This is a genomic window from Streptomyces mirabilis, assembly GCF_018310535.1.
Lineage (GTDB): Bacteria > Actinomycetota > Actinomycetes > Streptomycetales > Streptomycetaceae > Streptomyces.
Map to the genome: position 1 here is coordinate 434,935 of NZ_CP074103.1, position 19,841 is coordinate 454,775.

At 70.5% G+C, this 19,841-nt stretch carries 16 protein-coding genes; 2 read left to right on the plus strand and 14 right to left on the minus strand.

From position 1 onward, the window contains the following. Nucleotides 1–62: 62 nt before the first annotated feature. The 4 genes from SMIR_RS42750 to SMIR_RS42765 form a co-directional block, all read right to left on the minus strand. The gene (locus SMIR_RS42750; RefSeq protein WP_212728840.1) at nucleotides 63–794 is read right to left on the minus strand and encodes a phosphotransferase family protein; all 732 of its coding nucleotides are present in this window, start codon (nucleotides 792–794) and stop codon (nucleotides 63–65) included. 574 nt (nucleotides 795–1,368) lie between these two features. After that, nucleotides 1,369–2,949: an AICE element replication initiation protein gene (locus SMIR_RS42755; protein ID WP_212728841.1), complete on the minus strand. Its 1,581-nt coding sequence runs from the start codon at nucleotides 2,947–2,949 to the stop codon at nucleotides 1,369–1,371. After that, nucleotides 2,946–4,034 (minus strand): bifunctional DNA primase/polymerase, encoded by a 1,089-nt coding sequence (locus SMIR_RS42760; RefSeq protein ID WP_212728842.1) that lies wholly within the window; start codon nucleotides 4,032–4,034, stop codon nucleotides 2,946–2,948. The genes SMIR_RS42755 and SMIR_RS42760 overlap by 4 nt, the downstream gene beginning before the upstream one ends. Further along, nucleotides 4,007–5,179: a hypothetical protein gene (locus SMIR_RS42765; protein ID WP_212728843.1), complete on the minus strand. Its 1,173-nt coding sequence runs from the start codon at nucleotides 5,177–5,179 to the stop codon at nucleotides 4,007–4,009. The genes SMIR_RS42760 and SMIR_RS42765 overlap by 28 nt, the downstream gene beginning before the upstream one ends. A gap of 501 nt (nucleotides 5,180–5,680) precedes the next feature. Here SMIR_RS42765 and SMIR_RS42770 point away from each other — a divergent pair. Next, on the plus strand, nucleotides 5,681–6,064 hold the full coding sequence (locus tag SMIR_RS42770) for a hypothetical protein (protein WP_212728844.1): 384 nt from the start codon (nucleotides 5,681–5,683) through the stop codon (nucleotides 6,062–6,064). Nucleotides 6,065–7,311: 1,247 nt separating this feature from the next. Here the strand turns inward: SMIR_RS42770 and SMIR_RS42775 are convergent. From SMIR_RS42775 to SMIR_RS42785, 3 genes are all read right to left on the minus strand, one after another. After that, nucleotides 7,312–7,785, minus strand: a complete 474-nt coding sequence (locus tag SMIR_RS42775) for a hypothetical protein (protein WP_200723472.1) — start codon at nucleotides 7,783–7,785, stop codon at nucleotides 7,312–7,314. A 557-nt stretch (nucleotides 7,786–8,342) separates the two neighbouring features. Beyond that, nucleotides 8,343–8,837 (minus strand): hypothetical protein, encoded by a 495-nt coding sequence (locus tag SMIR_RS42780; protein ID WP_200723471.1) that lies wholly within the window; start codon nucleotides 8,835–8,837, stop codon nucleotides 8,343–8,345. Between the two features lie 719 nt (nucleotides 8,838–9,556). Next, on the minus strand, nucleotides 9,557–10,471 hold the full coding sequence (locus tag SMIR_RS42785) for an AAA family ATPase (RefSeq protein WP_200723470.1): 915 nt from the start codon (nucleotides 10,469–10,471) through the stop codon (nucleotides 9,557–9,559). A gap of 1,315 nt (nucleotides 10,472–11,786) precedes the next feature. Between SMIR_RS42785 and SMIR_RS42790 the strand changes: the two genes are divergently transcribed. Beyond that, on the plus strand, nucleotides 11,787–15,533 hold the full coding sequence (locus SMIR_RS42790) for a hypothetical protein (RefSeq protein ID WP_212728845.1): 3,747 nt from the start codon (nucleotides 11,787–11,789) through the stop codon (nucleotides 15,531–15,533). 299 nt (nucleotides 15,534–15,832) lie between these two features. Here SMIR_RS42790 and SMIR_RS42795 read toward each other — a convergent pair whose 3' ends face one another. The 7 genes from SMIR_RS42795 to SMIR_RS42825 form a co-directional block, all read right to left on the minus strand. After that, nucleotides 15,833–16,519 carry a hypothetical protein gene (locus tag SMIR_RS42795; protein ID WP_249938721.1) on the minus strand — a complete coding sequence of 229 codons (687 nt, stop codon included), beginning with the start codon at nucleotides 16,517–16,519 and terminating at the stop codon, nucleotides 15,833–15,835. Then, nucleotides 16,516–17,040, minus strand: a complete 525-nt coding sequence (locus tag SMIR_RS42800) for a hypothetical protein (protein ID WP_212728846.1) — start codon at nucleotides 17,038–17,040, stop codon at nucleotides 16,516–16,518. Before SMIR_RS42800 ends, SMIR_RS42795 begins: the two co-directional genes overlap by 4 nt. Then, a complete protein-coding gene (locus SMIR_RS42805) occupies nucleotides 17,037–17,459 on the minus strand; it encodes a hypothetical protein (RefSeq protein ID WP_212728847.1) in 423 nt (140 codons plus the stop codon). Before SMIR_RS42805 ends, SMIR_RS42800 begins: the two co-directional genes overlap by 4 nt. A gap of 25 nt (nucleotides 17,460–17,484) precedes the next feature. Further along, on the minus strand, nucleotides 17,485–17,937 hold the full coding sequence (locus SMIR_RS42810) for a hypothetical protein (protein ID WP_212728848.1): 453 nt from the start codon (nucleotides 17,935–17,937) through the stop codon (nucleotides 17,485–17,487). A gap of 83 nt (nucleotides 17,938–18,020) precedes the next feature. Then, entirely contained in the window at nucleotides 18,021–18,281 is a 261-nt protein-coding gene (locus SMIR_RS42815) for a hypothetical protein (protein ID WP_212728849.1), read from the minus strand. Between the two features lie 67 nt (nucleotides 18,282–18,348). Beyond that, nucleotides 18,349–18,846, minus strand: coding sequence for a hypothetical protein (locus tag SMIR_RS42820; RefSeq protein WP_212728850.1), 498 nt, complete (start codon nucleotides 18,844–18,846; stop codon nucleotides 18,349–18,351). Between the two features lie 340 nt (nucleotides 18,847–19,186). Continuing rightward, nucleotides 19,187–19,768: a hypothetical protein gene (locus SMIR_RS42825; RefSeq protein ID WP_234482768.1), complete on the minus strand. Its 582-nt coding sequence runs from the start codon at nucleotides 19,766–19,768 to the stop codon at nucleotides 19,187–19,189. Nucleotides 19,769–19,841 lie beyond the last annotated feature (73 nt).

A 19,841-nucleotide genomic window follows, 5' to 3' on the forward strand; every position in this document is an offset into this window, starting at 1 on the left:
GGACTGCAAGGTGCGTCCTGTGGCGGATCCGTCTGAAGTGGGTGCTTAACGTTCAGCCTTTGTCAGCCCAGGGCTGTGTCGAAGGTCTTGCGGTTGGCCGATGTGTAGGCGTGCTCTTGCTCGGACCACTGGATGCGCCTGGCGATCGTGTGGTCGTCGGCGACGTGCGGGAACGGGCCTGCGAGGTGGCTGTGCCACCACCTGGCGTTGCGGGCCTGGCGGTCGAGCGCGGCATCGATGAGGCGGGAGCGGGAGGTGGCGTCGAGCCCGTACGCGTCGGCGAGGACGCGTACCTGTGCGGCCTGGACGGCGGCGGGCGGAGCGGTGGGTTTGGAGGAGATGCACCAGGTCCACGCCATGTAGCCGAGGTCTTCGAGGGGATCGCCCGGGGCAGCGGTGTCGAAGTCGATGAAGGCGGTCGGGATGTCGTCGGTGAAGACCGTGTTGTTCGGCCCCGGGTCGTGGTGGCAGACCACGGGATGCCGTCCGGTCAGGCGACTGCTGCGGGTGGCGTCGTGGAAGGAGCGGAGGAGGGTGCCGGCCGCGGCCACTTGGGGGTCGGTCCAGCGCTGGAATCGGGCGGGCACCCAGCCGGGGAGGTAACTGAGGATTTCGCGGCCGGCTGTGTCGAACCCGAGGTGGCGCGGAGCGCCGGTGAAGCCCTCTCGCTGGAGGTCACAGAGCAGCTCGGCGACGAACGATGACGATGCCGTGGCTGGCCGCCGGACGGTGCGCCCGACCCTGACCACGCCGAAGGTGATACGTCCGCCGGACAATGGCACTTCGTTCTCCATGGGCCTCATCCTGGCCCCCTTCGTGCGCCGAGCACTCAGCCGACTCTGCACTCGCAGGGCATTGGTCAAGTTCAGCGGCAAACGGACGTGCACGTGACACGCGCGCCGCATCGGTGACGCAGCCGGATGACGCTGCACCGTTCTCTCCCACGATGGTGTTGACCTGTGCTTCTACCGTCCGGGGGCCGGTCGGCGGACGCTGATGACGCTCGGGCGCGCCATGTCTCTCCTTCCTTCCTCCCCCTCTTTCGTTGAGAGAGATGGGGTCGGAGAGCGTCATAGCGTCATGGGGTTGCTGGTCGGAGGGAACGTCCCAGGTCGCGGCTGGTGCGGACCAGGTGCCGGGTGCGTCATGGGCAGCGTCAGCTCGGCGTCATCTCTTCACGGCCGAGGCCGTCCCCGGCGCCTCGTCGGTCGTCGGGGTAGGCGGCTGACAGCCCGCGGGGTGGCTTCGGTCTGTGCGGGCCGGTCTCCCGGGGGTGTCAGGGACGTGCTGAAGGCCCGCGCGTCTCGGATGGCGGCGGGTTCGGTGACGGGATTGGTGGCTGGTTCGCGGCCGGGCGGGAGCCTGAGGTCAGGCCGGCGGTCCGGAGTCCGGACGAAGGGTGATGAGGAAGCCTCGGGTGGCGCTGGTGCGGGGCAACTTGCGGATGTCGATGCCGCGTTGTCGCAGCGCCGGTGCGAGGGAGGTGAGGCGGGCGGAGAGCAGGGCGGTGGTCTTGGGCCAGGTGTCCGGGATGGGCCCGGGCGGCCGCAGAACCTCGTCGATCTGGCCGGTGGTGGCGCGCCACTCGGTGCTGCCGGTGGCGGACCAGCGGGTGAGGGCGGTGGCGACCGGGTCGGCGTCGATGACGTCGTCGGTGACCGCGTCCTGGGAGCCGGTGTAGGTGTTCAGGGTGTCCCATCCGGTGACCTGGTCCAGGGCCCACAGCAGTTCGGCCCAGTCGGCCATCCGCGGCTTCTGGTCAAGTTGGTCGGCCGCGTCGGGCAGCTTCGCCCACACTGCGGCCGCCAGGTCGAGCAGGCCGCCGAGGATGCGGCCGTGGTCGGCGCGGTAGTGGCGCCACAGGTCGTGCTCGCTGCGCCGGGCCTTGGGGTCGATGGCTTCCAGGGTGAAGGGCAGCAGGCGTTCGGCGAGGTCGGGCTGGAGGGCGCCGACGTCGATGCCGGTCAGCAGGACCGGGCGTTGGTAGGCCCAGGAGGTGACGTCGTCGTCGGTGTAGACCTCGCGCTTGGCGACGGAGGCCCCGGTGACCGCCCGGCACAGGAAGTCCGAGAGCCACTGCGGGATGCCGGCGAGGTTGTCCAGGCCCATGGTCCACCCGGCGGACGCGGCAACCGCGCCGTCGTCCTCGCTGCGGGGGACGTTGCGGACCTCGGCGCGGATCCCGTCGAGCACGCGCAGCAGCTGCCGGGCGCTGGTTGTCTTGGCCGTGCCGCGCTCCCCGTTGAAGTACGCGATCGGGCGTGGCATATCGGGTCTCAGCCCGGCCAGCAGCCACGCGACCGCCAGCCGCCAGGACGGCTCAGCCAGCGCGGACAGCTCCCGCAGCAGCCCGAGTCCGGCCTGCCAGCCGCCCGGATCTCGCTCAGGCAACGGGAGTTCACCGGTCAACCGGGTGCGCCGCCACAACGGACCCTCGCCGATCGGCGGGGTGGTTACCGACCATGTGCCCGGCTCGATGCACACGCTGAGCCCGTCGGAGCGGCCCAGGTCGAGCCAGGTCGCCTGTTCGTCAGCCGGGTCGGTAGCGATCCGCAGGCAGACCGGCTGTTCCTCGGCGTCCAGCGCGAGGGCGTCCATGGAGGCGATCGCGTCGGTCAGGCAGCCCTGGGACGGGGAGCGGCCGGTGCGCAGGACGTAGGCCCGGTTGAGGAGTTGACGCAGAGAACCGGTGCCGCCGAAGCCGCCCTTGGCGCGCAGCGGGCGGGCGATCGGCGGCCCGTCGACGGGGACGGCGTACGCGGTCTGGTCGTGGCACACCAGCTGGTACTGATCCATGCCCAGGTGCAGCAGGATGTCGGCCTGCGACAGCTTCGGCTCCTGCTCGGCGGGCCGGGCTGCGTCCGGGCCGCCCGCGCCGGCCGGTTCGGCGGGCTGGGGTTCCCGGGCCGGGGAGGGCAGCGCGGCGCGGGAGGTGAGGGGGTGGTTCATGACCGTGCTCCCGGGCTCGGGACGGTGCGCGGCGAGCGGATGCCCGCCTGAAGTGCGCGGCGGAGGGTGGACTGGGCTTTGGCCTCTCCGGGGTCGATCCCGGCCTGCTCGGCGGCGTCGGTGAGCGCCTGGTGGACCTGGTCGTGCTCCAGCAGCCCGGCCCCGACCAGTTGCCCGAGCCGGAACCCGGCGCGGTTGAGCTGGTCGTTGCGGCCGGCGCGGGCCGATGCCACCGCCTCGAGTTCGCCGCGCAGCGCCGCGGCGGCGTACGCGGTGGCGTCCCCCGGACCGTGCTCGCGGGTGGGGCGGGGAAGCCGGACCCGGCGGGGCGGGCCGACGGCCGGGTCGCGGTGGCGCAGTCCGACGCGGTCCAGCTCCAGCGCGACCCACCGCGGCAGCCGTACGGGGCTGTCCTGGTGGCCGGCGATCCGGTAGCGGCCGGCCGTGGTGACGGTGCCGGGCGCGACCGCGGTGGACCAGCCGGCCCGTACGTCGACCTGCCAGCCGAGCCGGCCCGCGCCCTGCACGTACCGGCTCGTGTCCCCGGCGCGGTACCACAGGTGGATCCCGCCGGACGGGGTCTGCACGGTCAGCGTCGCCGGGGCCTCCAGCAAGCTGCCCGCCCGCCGCACCCGGCACAGCAGCTCCAGCACGTCCGCCCCGGTCCGCACCCGGTCCAGCTCCGGGCCTGGGTGCTGCGTCAGGTCGACGCCCGGCAGCAACAGCGCCTGCTCCGGCGGCGGACGGTCGTGGTCGTCGAGGTCGAGCACCACCAGGCCGGACGGCCCAGTGGCCACGCCGACGCCGAAGTCTTGGCCGCGCCACCAGCGGTGGATCAGCTCCCGCTCCCGCGTTGCCGCCCGCACCCCGTGGCAGTACCGCCCGGCGTCACGGCACGCGCACCCGTCCGCATCGGGGAAGCCGCACGGCGGGCGCGCCCCGGTCGACGGCGGCCGGCACCGACGGCAGTTGCCCGCCGGACGCTTCGACCCCGGCAGCAGCGGATGCACCCACCACCCCCGCTCAGCGCACCGCAGGGCCAACTCCACTCCCCCGATCACGCCGCGCTCACCGCCTCCCGGCACTCGCCCGCCGCCGGCTGCGGCACGCGGATCTCCTCGTCGAGCGGACGCGCCGCCAACTCGACCATCCGCTGCCCCCAACCGACGACCTCCTCGGAAGCCGACGGCCGATCCGCGGCCCTGACCTGGCCGAGCCGCTGGGCGAGAAGGAGCTCCGCGCAACGCTGCCGCGCCTGCTCAGACGCCGCCCGGGCCTGCAGCTCACCGCTGCGCCGCGCCCGCTCGATGGCGAAGACCCGTTCGGCCTCAGCCTGGGCCTCCGCCGAGTCCAGCAGAGCGTCCACCGCGCGGGCCCGCTCCGCCCGCAGCAGCTCCTCGGCCAGGTTCCGCGCCTCCCAGGCCACCGCAGCCTCCGGCATCCCCTCGCGCCTCAACCGATCGGCCGCGCGGCCGACTTCGCCCTCGAGCCGGACCCGGTCCGCGGCCAGCCGACCCGCCACCACGCCCAGATCCTTCACCGGCCCGTTCACGGCAGCCGCGACCTGCGCCGCCTCCTCCACAGCCGCACGGACCGTGCGGCTGTACGAGCACACCGGGCACAGGCCAGCGGCCTCCGGGACCCCGCACTCCTCACACGCCTGTGCCGCCAACTCCGCCTTCGCTACCTCGAGTTCCTCGCGCTGCTGCGCCCAGACCACCTCTCGGCGCGCCCGCTCCGCCACGGCACGCTCGCGCCGTACGGCGTCCCGCGCGGCCCGCAGGGCGACCTCCCGGCTCAGCCGCCGTTCGACCTCCGCCCGGGCCTCGGCCGGCGCCAGGCGGGGCAGCTCGGCGGCCATGGCCTGGACGACCTGGTGCCGCAGCGCGCGCCGGTCCCCGATCAGGAGCTCACAGCTCGGGCACACCAGACCGGTGTCCATCCGAACCTGGTCGTCGCACGCCGTCGCGTAGCACTCCGCCCGCTGCGGCAGACCCCGCGACAACAGCCAGCCGACCGGCTCGCGCACCCGCTCACCGTGCTGAGCAGCAAGCCGCCGCTCCAGCCGCTCGGCCAGCACCACCGGAGCCTGCTCCGAGCCCACGATCCCGGCCAGCCGCCGCAACTCGGCCTTTAGCGCCACCCGCACCCGTGTGCGCCCCCCGGCATGCCCGATACGGGCCCACTCCAGCCGCACCGGGTCCAGCACCTGCTCCAGTCCTCGCGGCATCGACCACCGCAACGGCACTGACTTCGCGACCACCGGCTCAGGACGCGTCCGCCCTTCCCCCGCTCGATCTGGCTGCTGTTCCCCGCGAAGCGGGCTACCCCGGCCGCCCGGCTCGTAGGCCGCGCCGATCTGGGGCGCCTCGGACTCGATCTCGCGCCCGTCCGCGCGCTCCGGCAACGGCGGGAACCCCAATGCGGCTTCGCCGGAAAAGCAAGACGAAGCTGCACCAGAACCACCATGAGTAACCACCGGCGCGTGGTCGGCGTGGAGTAGCGCACCAATAGCCTCTGCCTCCGACGCCTTGGCCCCTTCCTGGTCCTCGCGTTCCCCCAGGTCAGAAGTGCTTTCCGGTCCGGTCCAGAGTTCCTTGGCCCCCTCCTGATCCCTGAGTGCACCATCGCCCCCGTCATCCAGGCCGCCGTCCACGACGTCGAAGAACCCCTGCTGAACCCACCCCTCCCCCGGCTCCTCTGGCCTCGCCTCGCCCAATCCCGAAGCACAGTGCGCGCAGAATCGCTCCTCCTCTGGAGCGACCTCGTCCGCTCGCTGGTCCTCGGCCGGATCGGGCACGATCCGCAGCTCGGCTGCGGTACCCCGGCCGTGCGCGGCCGCCACCGCCGGCACCACCATCCGAATCCGGGCACCGGGCACACCCCTGCCCCGCACCTCCAACGCCTCCTGCTGGACCAGCCCGTCCACCAACCGGGCCGCCTCTGCCACCGAGCACCCCAACAGTCGCGCAACCGTCGCATCCGCCCGGTCGTAGTCAGCCGCGACCGCCCCGCCGACGAGCCGCACCCGACCATCCGGCCGGGCCGCCAGCACCAACCGCAGCAAGGCCAGCCGCTCCGCCGCAGCCCCCCGGCCTCGCCGAGCACCAAGTAGACCCGCGGGCGTCTCTCGCTTGCCCACCGGCGCCCACCCTGGCGCGAACAACGCCTCGCACAACGCCAACAGGACCGACAACTCACGCTTCTCCAGCACCAGAGGGTCCGGGCGACAACGAGCCTGAGCAGCTGTCAGCGGCAGCAACTCCCAGCGCAGTCCATCAACCCGTCGAGTCCCGTCGACGGTCTTGGTCACCACCTTGGTTGCCACCGCACCAGAACCACGAAGGCCAGGAAGCACGCGGTGATCGACCCAAGACTCAGACACGCCCAGCCACCGGGCCAACTGGCCTGCTCGAAGCTCAAGTTGGGACCCGCCTGCTGGCGACTTCGCCAGCAGGACAACAGCCGCCAGGGCTTCAACCAGCGGACGCCGACGAAGCGATCGGTCCGTTACGAGAGCCTCAAGCGCGTCAGAGAGACGCTCCCGCATCCGCGGGAGCAACAACAACGGCGCAGACAACGCTGAGGCATCGGCAGACCTAGGCGCGCTGGGTGAGGGCGACCACTGGTCTGATGCGTTCCGATGCCCGGGAAGAGAGCGTGGCCTCTTTGTCAAAGTTTGGGCGTAGTTCGAAGAAGACTCCTGAGAGTCCGTTTTTGGCAATACGAAACTAGCCCCACGGCTGGCAGCTATGATCTGCTCCTGTCGAGGGATATGAGGGAAACCGTCATCGCCGTCCGGCCGGCTTGGGGAAGCACAGGGGCCAGACGCGACATATTCAGATAGAGCGGGCATCACCTCCCTTCGACGGGGCTAGGGGGGCGCAGAACACCAGGTTCTGCGCCCCCCTAGCCCCGTATGAGCGCACGATCAGCGCTGGCCAGCAGCCTTGACATCGAGGACGGCGGCGTAGGGACGTGACGAGATATGACGCCGGCCCTCGCACACCAAATGGCGTGGCAGAGAGCCAGGCGCTGGGTAGAGGGACAGCCAGCCGGGCAGCGGCTCAGCCGCGCGAGGGCGAGATGTGCGCACAGCGATAGTGCGAGGGAGCAGGCCGTGAGGGCGCTTCCGCAAGACAGGGCACGCAGGGCCCCTTGCGAGCGCCGTCAGCCTGGGGCAAGACGGCATGGGCTACCAGTTTCACAAGCGTGACGAGGGAGACACGTGTAGCCGAGGCTCCGGTGGGTGGAGACGACTCGGCTGGGGGCTGGTAACCTCAAGGATGGCGAGAGAGGCTACCTAGCCTTATCAGTCCGGCACCCACCCTGTTTGCGGCAGGTACGTGGGTGCCGTTCTTTTTATGCGGCTGCCTTGGCGGCTCCTTCTTCGAACTCGTTCTCAAGGCGCTGCTGAAGCTCTTCGTGCCAGGTCCCGATGGGCAGGACGTGGTACGGCAGCTTGCTCGCGAGAGCCTCCTCGCTGAGCTGCAGCAGTTGGTAGTCCTGGTGCGCCAGGGCGACTGACTCGGGGAAGGCGACGAGCCGTGTTCGCGGGTGAATCTTGTCTTCCGAGCCGGGCTCGGAAGCCGCGACCAGCAGTTCCATCACTATCCGAACGGCATCCCAGTCGCGCTGGAACGCTGTCGTAGTGCGTTCGCCCTGTTGAGAATCCCGGTTCGTCGACCGCGTAGCGCCGAGGGCCGCAGCCACCTGAGCAAGGACAACGTCGTGCGGGCGCAGCTGATTTGCGTCAGGTAGAAGGCCGATCCGAGCCAGGTTCTTGAGAGTTCCCGCGCCGACTCCGGACCATTCGGACACGGTGCGCTGCGACATCGTCCCGTTTCTGCGCACGGGTGAACGACGTGGCGGCACTTGGATCTCCCTCCGCTGGCAACTGGCAGGTGAGCACGAGACTATCGCGCTGTGCTGCGAATCATACGACCCTCGCGCATCTCTGATGCAAACCCATAGTTTTCAGCGTGTCGCCAGGCTGACGTGCTGGCGGTATCCATCCACGCCAGGACCTCCCGATTGGCGAATATGCGCAGGTAGATCGGCATATTGCGACGGGGGGCATGGCTCGCCGAGGGGGCTGGCCTGCTGGCAGGGGAGGGTCCCGCATTCCCAAAGGTGCACGAGGGTCGCGCAGTTTGGGGGCTGACGCGCCTTCGGCCGATGGCGGGTTCCCCGAGCGTGCGGGACTGCGGACGGCAATCCCCGGGCACGAAGGCATCTACATCGGGAATCCTCGTGTCCCTGTGTTCCGCGCCGTGTCCCGACACGTGTCCCTGCTTGTGCTTATGTGAATTGCTGCTGAAAGAAGAGGGGCGAGCCGCGACGGCGGCTCGCCCCTCATGGACGACTGGGCCCAGGCCGGCCTTGAGCTTGTATCAGTCCGTTGCCGGGGCCTCAGCCCTCAACTGCTCAAGGAACGACTGGACGATCACGTTGACCATATGGCCATGCAGACCAGTGGTGTTTGCGAGAAGAAGCTCGTCCATCATGTCGTTCAGCCAGTCGTCGTTCTCCCGGCTGATGCTGTAGTGGTTGGGGGACGCTGCACCGCTCTCCTCCCCCAGGTGACTGTCTCGGAACTCGTCAGCGGCCTTGATGAGATCGGTGACCGAGACGTGGCGTGCCAGAGTGATGGAGGCGTCCAGGTACTGGCTCGGCTTGAGGTTTCTGAGCCCGAGCATTCGCTTGTCGCTGACCATCTGGCGATTCACCGCGATTGCGACGTCGGCATGTAGCCGGATGTTGCGCTTCGCAGGCTTCGTACCGGTTCGTGTCGCCTGTGCCTGGCGGTAACTCCTCGCGAGCTCGATGTACGCGACCGGCAGCCCCTGCACCTTCTCGGCGAGCTGCGGCGGAAGAGCATCGAGCATTCGCCTCTCGGAGAATCCGCTGGTGGCCGGGAAAGCAGGCCCAGCGGCTCTCCGAAGGGTGACTGCGCCCCCAGACGACTCGCGTCCTCCTGGCGCCTCTTGTCCGTAGACGGGCAGATCGGCGGCAGCGAGCTCTTCAGACCGGAGACGTCGCGGCGGATTTTCAACTGGCGTCTGCGCAGGGATGGGTGTGGTTGCCGCAGGTGAGTCCAGGGCGTCGAGCCGTGCGCTTTCCGCAGCCTGCAGCCTGTTGATCGAGGGCGCGGGTTCGCGTTCGGCGGGCGTGCGTGTGCCCGCGGACTCCTCGTGAGCGACTCCAACGTGTTCGGGTGCGGCCGCTGGTGCGAGCTCGGTCGGCGTGCTCTCGGCGGTCGGCTGGTCCTGCACAGGCCCGGCTGGCTCACTGTCCACCGGAGGCTCGGGCACATGTACGTCCGTTGGACTGGCAGACGCGCCGGCATCCGAGGGCTCGGTCTGTTCGGGTGCGGCCGCTGGTGCGAGCTCGGTCGGCGTGCTCTCGGCGGTCGGCTGGTCCTGCAGGGGCCCGGCCGGCTCACTGTCCACCGGAGGTACCGAACCGGACGTCGTCTGGGGATCGCTGTTGATCTTGGAAAGGGCGCCAGACGCTGACAGCTGGTTCAGCTTTCCGAAAGCAGCGCTGGCCTTCGGTGCCTTCCGCCGTCGAGCGGGAGTCTGACTCCCTCCTTTGGCTTCAGCCATTACTGGGCCTCCACCTCGTCCTTGAGCCAGGCAGCTTCTCGCTCGGCGATCACGGAAGCCGGAACTCCGAGCGCCTCGGCGAGTACTGACCCGAAGTGGCCGAAGTCGTCTGGAATCGAGCCCCAGGTGTCAGCGATGCCTTCGAGGAGAGGAATGGTGCCCTCCAGAAGATCCACGCTGGGAAGGCCGTCCGGGTGGTCGGCGCTCTCGCCGTTGATCAGCCCCTGGATGTAGTCGCGAGCGTTGGTGAAGCTGCTGCGCTTGGGGAACGACTTAGCGAGCATGACGAAGAGGTCGATGCGCTCGCCCATCTCCTTGAGGAGGTCGAACGTAGTCGTCAGCTGGACCACATCGCCGACGTGCTGCTGGGTCGGAACGATCCCTCGCTTAGTCAGCATCCAGGCGGTCTTCAGGACCCCCTTGTCCGTGGGGCCAACGTCGATCACCAGGTGCTTGAAGCCTCGCGCCATGAGATCCGTGACCTGCTTGGCCATGGCGGGGCCCGTGTACCCGACGACGGTTACGAGGGGCGGCCAGTCGTCTCCGGCTGCGGCCTGCCACTTGAGGCAGGTTTTGTTGGTGTCGTCGGCGTCTACGAGGAGAACGGGTTCGCCGGTGAGTGCCAGGATCAAGGCAACGTAGACGGACATCGTCGTCTTCATTACGCCGCCCTTGGCGTTGCCCATGGTGATCTTCACGCCGTCAGGCGTGTTGAGGGCAGCAAGGACGGCTGTCCTCAAGGGTTCCGGGAGGCTGTAGATCAGTTCCCGAACTTCGGTGCTGACGTGAGAAGGCACTGTCAGGGCAGGCGGCGTGATGTTCCCCGAAAGGAACGTCGCGGGAACCGCATCGGCTTCGCGGGCAGGAGAGGGCACCAAGCCCTGGGCCTGCTCCGTAGCGAGTTGCTCAGGCATGAGAGTGGAGTACCTGCTTACTTCTTGGCGAGTTGCTACTTGTCGGCCGAACAGTCCAGTCAGTCGACGCTTCGGCGACCCTCAGATTGCGGTGAGTGCCGTAGTGGTGGGGCTTCCTGATGGGGTGACGTGAAGCCCTACGTGCTTCTCGTGACCCGATCGCTGGTGCCCGACGGCTGGTCGCTGCGACGCCGAGCTTGCTGGGTTGCTGCCCGGGTGCCATCCAGTCCACTGGACGGCGGGCTCACGCTAGCAGAGATGAGATGACTCACTGGGGTTGGCACGCAGAAAGAAGCGTGCAAGGGGGGGTGGTGTGACGGCTTGGAACGCAGTCCGTCGGGCGAGTCTAGGGTCGCCCGGGTGTGACTCTGGAGTGTCTGCAGACCGGATTCAGGACTGCGCTCGCTGGTCGAGATTCGGGGGAGCGGTCGACTGATAGAGCCGGTCGTGTCCCTGTGTCCCGCGCTGTGTCCCTTCCTGTGTCCTAGGTAGTGAACATGTGAAAGTGCAGGTCAAAGCGTGTTTTTAAGATCCCTTTACTGAGCGCAAGAGCTGATCTTGTGAGGCCTCGGTAGGCGATCTGCGCCTCAGTCTTCCTCTCGAATGCGTTAATTTAAGACATCAGGCGTATGTCAACTATTCGTGTCAATAGGTAAATTCAACCCATGTGCGCGCTGCGTCGCGACCGGCCAAAGACTCGGAGGGAGGGAGGATCCGTCCTCCGAGGGCGGACCGTTCCGACGTGGAGCAGGTGAACCACGTCGGCGCTCATGGCCTCAACGAAGGACACGAACGGGTGAATCGGCTATCCCTCGCGCGGTGGCTCGCTTGGCCCGGGGGCCGGAGGTCGGGGCGCGGTCAGTCTGCCGACTTGCACCTGTCGGTAGGGCGTTGCGCGGGGTCGAGCGCGACTGCCGACACGTCGACCTCGCATCGGCGAGTTGACGAGCGATGACGCGGGTGGGGTACGTCCGACGCTCAACGAAGCAGCTTCCCTGGGTGGCCGGCGCGACCTTGACTGGCGGGCCGAGCGGGAGGAGTCGCGCACACGGTCGACGACCATGGCAATAGCGAGGAGTCGCTCGGCCGGGCCGCCAAGCGTGACCGTCTCGCAGGTGTCCCTGTGTCCCGCCCTGTGTCCCGCCCTGTGTCCTAGGTAGTGAACATGTGAAAGTTCATGTCAAGGCCGCTGGAACGCTGAAGTGCACGAACCAGCGCGTCTTGTGGATCAGCCTGCCGAAACCGGCGCGAGGGTGCCGTGTTGCCTGTCAGGCTGAGCCCTCGCATAACCGGGAACGTACGGACGGAACGCACCATGGCACGCAGCCCGCTCACCGCCGCTCAGCAGCGGCGGGTGCAGTGGAAGACCATCGACGGGGCGCTCGCCCCCTTCTCCACCGATTCGCTCACGGTGCTCCTCCAGGCCGCGCTGGCGTCTCCGGGCTGTTCCCGCGTTCACGATCACCTCCTGCTGCTGTGGACCCGCACTCTGCGAACTCCAGCGCGTACCGGTGCTGCTGCGGCCGCGGCGGCCGCGGCGGACTTGCCGGGGCTGGTCGAGGCCGCCGGGCGCGCGGCGCCCGGGCGCGGCGTGGTGACCGACCGGGTTCCCAGCGACGTACGGGGCAGGGTCCGGTTCGCCACGTCGGCGGGGGAGCGGCTGCTGGTCCATCCCGGGCAGCTCGCGCACCCCCTCCTGGTCCTGCGCAGCTTGCAGCTGACCGCGCTGGCTGTTGATGAACCGGCGCGCGCAGCGGTCGGGTTCGGATTGAGCGACGTTCTCGAGCTCGCGCTGCGCCTGAGCGACCACACCCTCACCGCGGTGTCCCCGGCGTGGCCGGCTGGCGCGCCGGACGAGGACCCGCAGGTCGTGTGCGCTCTCACCGAGGACGAGGTCGGCGCCGCCCGTCTGCTGGCCGGCGCGGACCTGGACGCGGTCACCGCCGCGTGCGGGCAGCCGGCGGACGCCGCGCGGGCGCTGGATTGGCTGACCGAACCGATCGAGGGCCTTCCGCTGCGCTACCACCCGCAGGCGCCGCTGCTCGGGCCGGTCCTCGCGGTCACCGCGCACGGCCGGCGGGTAGCGGTGCCGGCCTGCGCCGCGACCGATGCCCTCGCCCCGTCCGCCGGCCGCCTGCTTGGCGCTCTTCCCGCCTCGGCGGTGGAGGCCGCCGAGGAGCGGTTGCAGGACCTCGTCGTCTCCCGCACCGCGCAGTTGCTGGGCATGGAAGAAGTCCCGGCCCGTCCCGGCCGGGTGTGCGTGCTGTCCGCACCCGCCGACCGCTACGACATCGCGATCGTCAGCGCGCTGGCCGAGGGCGCCCTGTCGGCCCGGATCGAGGAAGCGCGTTCCGTCCTGGGCGAGTTGGCGACGGGGCGGGGCCGCCTGGTCGTCTACGGCGGGCCGCGGTTCCTGGGCCCGGAGCTCATCGAGGACACCGTCTACCTGCACACCGAGGAACTCGCCGAGATCCTTGCCGACGCAGAAGGTGACCTGGCCGTACTGGCCCTGTTCATCCTGGAACTCACCGAACACCCGGGCGTGCACGGCGTCTTCTACCGCGACGTGCTGCACGCGTGGACCGCGTGGCGGCGCGAGACGACGCTGCTGCCGCCGGGCCCGTACCGCGACGAGGTCGCCGCCGTCTCGCCGGCCGTGCACGACGTGTCATGGGAACGGGCCGCGGCGTGGGCGGCCACCGACGAGGTGCTGGCCGCCGCTGAACTGCCCGAAGCCCTCCACTGGCGCTTCGCCCGACTGGACAAGCCCGACCCGGACCCCGTGGGCGAGCACGCCGACCTTGTCTACCCCACCTCGACGGGCCAGATGATCGCGCACGTCTCCACGCTCCCACCGCTCGTGGTCGTCGCCACCGTCCGCCCCGGCCCGGACACGTTCCTCGACCCAGGCACGATGACCGGACTCGCGGACGCCCTGCGCACCACCCTGGTCACCTGTCCCACGGTCGCCGACCACGCCACGCTCCCCGACGGCGCCCCCATCGTCATCGAGCTGACCGCAACCGCCGAGCCCCACCAGCCCCCGGCGACCGCCGGCGTGGACACTGAACCCGACGGCGACCCGGAAGCGGGGGAGCGGTTGCTGCTGCACGTCGGCGCAGATCCGGACCGCGCCCGCATCGGCGTGGACATCGACCCTCCGCTGCTGGCCGCGTTCACCGGCGACGGCCGCCAGGGACACCACATCGTCGGCCAGGTGCTGCACCACCTGCTCGACCAGATCCGCCAGGCCCGCGGCGCCGGCCCCGGCACCGACCGGGAGACCTACCTGGCGGAATGGGACACAGCCCACCCGGTCCTGCGCCTGAGCGGCGCCACCAACTCCTGGCCCGCCACCGCACCCGCCTACACCCTGCCGCGCTCGCCCCACCTGCACGCCCGCGCCCTGAGCACCGCGGCCGCGGCCGTCCGCCGAGCCCGGATCCCGGCCGGCACATGGAGCGGCCCGCAGGCTTACGCCCGGGGCGGTCCCGCCGAGCAACTGCTCCACGCGCTGGAGGAGATGCTCGCCGAGGAGATCCGCGCGCACCGGCCCGACCTGGTCGACGAGTTGGCCCGCCACCTGAACGCCGCCTGGGCCAGCCGCACGCGCGGCGACGCCGAGGCCGCCGCGAACCTGACGGCGCCGTGGGCGGAGAACTGGATCGAGGAGGCAGGCCGGCGCCAGAGCGACGGCGCCAACGCGACCTCCGCACTGCAACTCCTGCTCCAGCAGGCGATCGCCACCCCGCCCGCCGGCGAAAAGCCCGTCGACACGATCGCGGTCGCCGAGCTCGTCGCCCTGGCCGAGCTCGTACGACACTGCGGCACCACCGCAGTCGCCGCCGCTCGCCGCCTGCACGACCTCCACCTGCAGATCCACCCCACCGGCGTCTTCACCCTCACCGACACCCCCGACCCCGACACCCCCGACCCCGACTCGGCCGACATCCAGGGCACGGACGCCGAACTCGCCGCCCACCTCGGCTTCGACGCCCACGCCTACCAAAGCGCCCGCCAGCAGCACCGCATCACCCGGGCCGCGACCGCCGATCCCGAGCCGCTCGACGCCGCCACCGTCCTGGCCGGCCCGGGCATCCGCACGGCGACCGAGTACACCCAGGCGGAGCTGCCACCCCGCAGCCACCTCGCCCAGGCCGACCGGCTGCTGCGCCAGCACTGGAACTGCGGCCTGGCCGCCCTGGGCGCCGTGCTGGCCACCGCCGTCGACTGGACCACCGGCCCGCAAGGCACCACCGCCGTCACGGCTGAAGACCTCCTACGCGAAGCCGCCGCTTGGTCGAACCTGCCCGACGAGGAGCTGATCGCCGCCACCGAGCGGCTGACCCTGCACCCGGGCAACGCGGCCTCCGTCGGAGCGCATCCCTACACCGAGGTCGAGCGGCGCACCCGCCCCATGACCCACCCCCTGATCACCGCCGGGGACCGGCTGCTCGTCCTTCCCTGGCTCGTCCACGCCGCCCAGGAGCTCTACGCCGGCTACATCGACGAAGGACGACTGCCCCGTCCCGATGTCCCCGATCCTGTCGGGAAGGCCCTGCTCCGCCACCGTCAGCAGCTCGACGAGCTCCTGGAGAGCGACCTCAAGGAGATCGCCCAGCGGGCAGGTCTGCCCCACCGCTTCCGCCTGCTGGAGAAGACTGCCGCCTCTCTCGGCATCCCCGGCCTGACCGGCGAAGTCGACCTGCTCATCGCCGACCCGGACCGCGGGAGGCTGTGGGTGATCGAGGCGAAGAACCCGGTACCCGCCGTGGCACCGCACGCCGTCCTCCAGCACATCCAGCGCTTCACGACCCGCTACCGCGACAAGCTCCTGGCCAAGACGGCCACCATCGCCGCCTTCCCCGGACAAGCCGCGGGGGCCTGCCGGGCCGCTTCCGAACAGCCTTGGCAGGTGCTGCCGTTGATGGTGACCCGCGCTGTGGAGCCCGCCGCGTTCGTCACCGACCCCCGCGTCCCGTACACCACCGCCGACAACCTCGCCCACGTCCTCACCGCGCCGGGCGACCCCGCCCCGGGCTGGATCCCACGCCGGGACTGAACCGGCCCTGCCGGGGCATGCCCCGGCCCTAGGGGCACGTACGGGTCCGCGCGGCGAAGAGGCCGCCGAGGCCGGTGCGGCGTGACGGCATGCGACGGCACACGAGTTGTGTGCCGCAAGTGGCGGGGGAGCGGCCGGCGGCGGGGCGGCGCAGGTACGCGACCGACTCGAAGCGGCTGGGCGGCAGGAGAAGCTCGTCAGTGCCTCAGGCCGGGACCTTCAATCGGTGATCCGAGAGGCAGAGAGCCCGGTCCGCGCTGCTCAGCGCGGACCGGGCTCTCATGGTGCGGGGAGGTAGGTCAGGGCGGGGTGTCGTCGTAGGCGAGGTGAGCCAGGAGGAGAACCTCGGGGCGGCCGAGGAGGTTGTCGGGGTCTGCGTGGGTCCGGTACAGGGAGAGTGCCGCCTCGGCGAGGATGAGCAGCTCTGTGCGGCAGAAGACTTCGTCGATGTCCGGGGCGTCGGGAAGGCCGTTGTCGAGGGCGTCCATGCTGGTCGCGAGGCGCTCCAGCAGCAGCGCCACTTCGGGCGTCACGCCCTGCTGGGGAAGCGGGTGGGCCTGTTTGAGGGTGAGGCAGGCGCGGGCCAGTGTCACCAGGTCGGAGTCCGTGAGATCGCCGCGGGCGACCGGCACGAGTGAAGAGCCGGAGAGGCCGAGCAGCCGCCACAGCCCGTCCGGCGCCCGGCCGTTGGTGGTCGGCTCGGCCTGACCCGGGTTTTCCTCGGCGGGGGTGGCGACGAAGCGCAGCCAGAACCGGCCGTCGCCGGAGTGCATGTCCAGAGTGTCGGGATGGGTACTGCTGACGCGGCCCGGGGGCTGGGCACGCAGGAGTCGGCGGGCGGCCAGGAGGACGTCCAGGCCGGGCAGTTCCCGGTGGTCGGGGTCGGCGGGCTGGGTCCAGCCGGTTTCGGTGCGGACGTGGACGGTGTAGTCGGCGTCGGGGTCGATCAGCTGGCGGGCGGTGGCGTAGGCACGGTCGGGGGTCATGCTGCGGTCTCCTCGGCGCCGGGGCGGTGCTCGTGTTCGCCGCTGTTGTTCACCTTGACGAGCAGCAGGCCAGCCTCGTCGCGCTGGTCCTCGATGTGGATGTAGGGGACGTCGGTGTCGGGGCCCCACTGGGCGCGCCGGCGGATGAGGATGCTGACGCCGAAGACCTGGATCTCGTAGACGTCGCTGGGGGTGTTGTCCTTGGGGGAGGCGTCGACCACGGTGATCGAGGCGTCGCGGACGCGGTGGAGTTCGGGGTCTGGCATGGGGGTTCCCGGGGGTGTCGGCGTGGGGGAGTAGGTGGCGGGGTCGAGTGCGAGGAGGGCGTCGGCGATGGCCGAGGACAGGTGGGAGGGGACGAGGTTGGAGTTCTGCAGCAGCGCGAGCTTGTCGTGCGGGGTGGGCGCGTAGTCGATCGCGTCGAGCACCTTCTGGTCCTCGGCGTCGTCGCACGCCCACTGCTGGGCTTCGGCGAGGAGGGCTTCGTAGAGAGAGCCGGCTGCGTCATGCGGAGTGTTCATGGGTGCCTCAGGTCGGGGTGCCGGGCCCCTGCGGGGCCCGGCACCGGAACGGGGTGTGGTCGGGAGGGCCGGAGCTTCTCGGCGATCAGTTCGTTGATGACCTGGTCGAGCGGGGGAAGGGCGGCGTGCTGCCTCTCCATGTCCTGGAGGCGGGCACGTTCGCGCTCCACGTACGTGGGGTCGGTGGGGGAGCCGTCGGGTTCGCAGCGCATCAGGTGCTTGCCGATCCAGTAGGCGGAGAACGTCGGCTCGGTGTGGCCGTTGAAGGCGACGCGGCCGTCGATGCGGCTGGTGACGGTCCAGACATGAACCTGGCGTGCGCCGAGGATGTGGTGGCGCCACAGCTCGCTGCGCTCGGCGTAGGTGGCGCCGATCTCGGGGAGGGGCTTCGGTCGGCGCGCAGGCTTGGAGTTGGTCACGGAAGCGGCCTTCGCGGTGGGTGGGTCAGGGCTGGTCGGGGAGGAAGTGGACGAGGCGGAGGGGGGTCAGCGGCCCGTGCTCGTTGAAGGCGTCGACGCAGTTGGAACAGGTGGCCAGGCGGGGGTCGGCCGCGATGGGCTGGGGGGTCTCGGAATCGCACAGGGGCCAGGCCCTGGTGCTCGGGGCCAGCGATTCGGTGAGTGGTCCCGGCACCCAGGTGGAGGGGTCGGTCGAGGCTGCGATGCACGCCTCCGTGGTCGGGACGGGCGGAGCGTTGCGGACGGCGTCGGCGAGCCGGAGGAGGAGGGCGAGCACCTCGTCGCGGGTGCCGTGGAGGGCGATGCCGTCGCTGCCGTTGTAGACGGCGGCGGTGATCTCGCCGGGCTCGACGAGCGCGTCGTCGGAGGTGAAGCCGGGGTAGAGCAGGACCGGTGTGGCGTCGGCGGGGACCCATTCGAATTCGGTGTGGTCGAGCATGCGGGAGCCCTTCGGATGTGGAGGCGCGGGAGAGGTAGGGGGCCGGGCGGCCCGGGGTGCAAGGCCGCCCGGTGGTGGGACGGTCAGTAGGCGTCGGGCTCGTAGTGCTCGACGGTGTCGTCGACCCAGGCGCCGTCGTCGCGGGCGAACTCCTCGTACGCGCGCTGCACGGCGCGACGATGTGCGTCGACGTCGAACTCGCACGCCCAGTTCGCGCCTTGGGCGAACGCGGGCCGGGTGAGGGCGTCGATGGCGGCCTGGTCCCCGTCGGCGACCTGGTGGGAAGCGGTGATGCTGAGGGTGGCGCGGTCCTTGGACCAGCAGCCGATCAGCAGAGTGGACACGGCGGGTTCGCTCTCTGCGGCCCCAGGGCCCAGCGGTTGCTCGCCGGACCCCGGCGGGCGGCGGGGTTCAAGGGGTCAGGACGACGCGGATGTGTTCGCCATAGCTCGGCTCCGACCACTTGGTGAGGGAGTCGAGCGCGGCGGCGATGTCCTCGAAGCGGGCCCGGTCGCGGAAGCCGTCGGTGATCTCTTCGGTCATGCCGCCGTACATCTCGGTGACCTCGGCGCCGCGCCAGCCGGGCCCGCCCCAGTAGTCGAAGACCACGGCGTCGGGCATCGGAGCGTCGAGGGCGTAGTGCTTGAGGAGCGCTCGGCGCAGCCGGGTCCACCGGCCTTCGGTGTACATGGAGGGGTGAACGTCGCCGACTGGCTTGCCCTTGTGGCCCCAGCCGCAGCCCTGGCAGTAGCGCCGGCCCCGGTCGTTGTAGGCGGGGCAGGCCGGGTTCCCGCAGCGCCACAGGTAGCCGGCCTGGCGGGCGAGTTCGTGGATGAGCTGCGTCTGGGTCTCGTCGGCCTCGGCGACGAGCCGGGCTATGACGGTGTGGACGACTTCGGCTTCGGACATGGGAGTTCTCCGGAAGGGGGGGGCATGGGGGAGCTGCAGTGCAGCTCCAAGCGGTGTGCGTTGGAGGGGAAGCAGCGCCCTCAACACGGACAAGATTACATATCGAAACGCGAATAAGCAACAACAGTCGTAAGTTCGTGCAGCTCTCCCACCCTCGGGGGAAGCAGGCCACCGCCCACGCCGGACCGCCGCTCCTCACGCCTCACGCGGGCGATGGGCCGGAGCCCCGGAATGATCATCCCGCGCGGGAGAGCGCGGACCAGCCGGTGGAGCGGATCCTCAGCCGACGCCGTCCGCTGCGCACCGCGCACCGGACGGGGACATCAGCCGCCGCCGGTGGTCAGGAGAGGGGGACGACCCCGAGGTGGACGGTCCGCCCGCACGGGAGACATCCCTGCCCGTCCAGTCCGCTGTCGGTGCGCCGGGTCCGGATCCGCTCCAGCCCTGCGCCGGCGGCAGCGGCGACCCCCTCCATGTCGTCACTGCTCGCGGCTGTCGCCAGCAGCCGGACCGTGAAACCCCGGCCGTCGTCCTCCACCCACAACTGCGCCCCCGGCAACCGCTCCTGGTCCAGTGCGGCCGTCCACGGGACCAGTGTCCGCAGCAGTTCGGCCGCTGCCTCCGCCGACGTCAGCCGTCCCCCTGGGACGGCGCCGCGCACCGGTGCATCCACGGCGGCCACCAGGACCAGCTCCTCCTCCAGGTCCACCGTCAGCACACCGTCACGGTGGGCCGAGAGGCCGGCCGCCTCGCCGCACGCTGCTGCCAGCCGCGCCATGCTTGCCGAGGCGGCCGGCCCGCTCGCGCACACTTCCGCCTGCACGTCCGCCTCGCTCATGCACAGCCGGACCGGCTCCAGCGGCCCGCAGGCATCCAGCAGGCGGGCAACCGCTTCCACACAGCGGGCCATGGAGAGTGACATGGCCGCCATTCTCGCCCCGGTGAGGCCGAGGAGTCCTGTGTCCGACCAAAGGGTGGCTCCATCTTTGTGGCGG

Bases quoted from the DNA above. Each gene is read 5' to 3' on its own strand.
- SMIR_RS42810 (WP_212728848.1), bottom strand. From the start codon at position 17,937: ATGCTCGACCACACCGAATTCGAATGGGTCCCCGCCGACGCCACACCG.
- SMIR_RS42750 (WP_212728840.1), bottom strand. From the start codon at position 794: ATGGAGAACGAAGTGCCATTGTCCGGCGGACGTATCACCTTCGGCGTG.
- SMIR_RS42790 (WP_212728845.1), top strand. From the start codon at position 11,787: ATGGCACGCAGCCCGCTCACCGCCGCTCAGCAGCGGCGGGTGCAGTGG.
- SMIR_RS42820 (WP_212728850.1), bottom strand. From the start codon at position 18,846: ATGTCCGAAGCCGAAGTCGTCCACACCGTCATAGCCCGGCTCGTCGCC.
- SMIR_RS42775 (WP_200723472.1), bottom strand. From the start codon at position 7,785: ATGTCGCAGCGCACCGTGTCCGAATGGTCCGGAGTCGGCGCGGGAACT.
- SMIR_RS42800 (WP_212728846.1), bottom strand. From the start codon at position 17,040: ATGAACACTCCGCATGACGCAGCCGGCTCTCTCTACGAAGCCCTCCTC.
- SMIR_RS42795 (WP_249938721.1), bottom strand. From the start codon at position 16,519: ATGACCCCCGACCGTGCCTACGCCACCGCCCGCCAGCTGATCGACCCC.
- SMIR_RS42785 (WP_200723470.1), bottom strand. From the start codon at position 10,471: ATGCCTGAGCAACTCGCTACGGAGCAGGCCCAGGGCTTGGTGCCCTCT.
- SMIR_RS42765 (WP_212728843.1), bottom strand. From the start codon at position 5,179: ATGCCGCGAGGACTGGAGCAGGTGCTGGACCCGGTGCGGCTGGAGTGG.
- SMIR_RS42755 (WP_212728841.1), bottom strand. From the start codon at position 2,949: ATGAACCACCCCCTCACCTCCCGCGCCGCGCTGCCCTCCCCGGCCCGG.
- SMIR_RS42780 (WP_200723471.1), bottom strand. From the start codon at position 8,837: ATGCTCGATGCTCTTCCGCCGCAGCTCGCCGAGAAGGTGCAGGGGCTG.
- SMIR_RS42825 (WP_234482768.1), bottom strand. From the start codon at position 19,768: ATGTCACTCTCCATGGCCCGCTGTGTGGAAGCGGTTGCCCGCCTGCTG.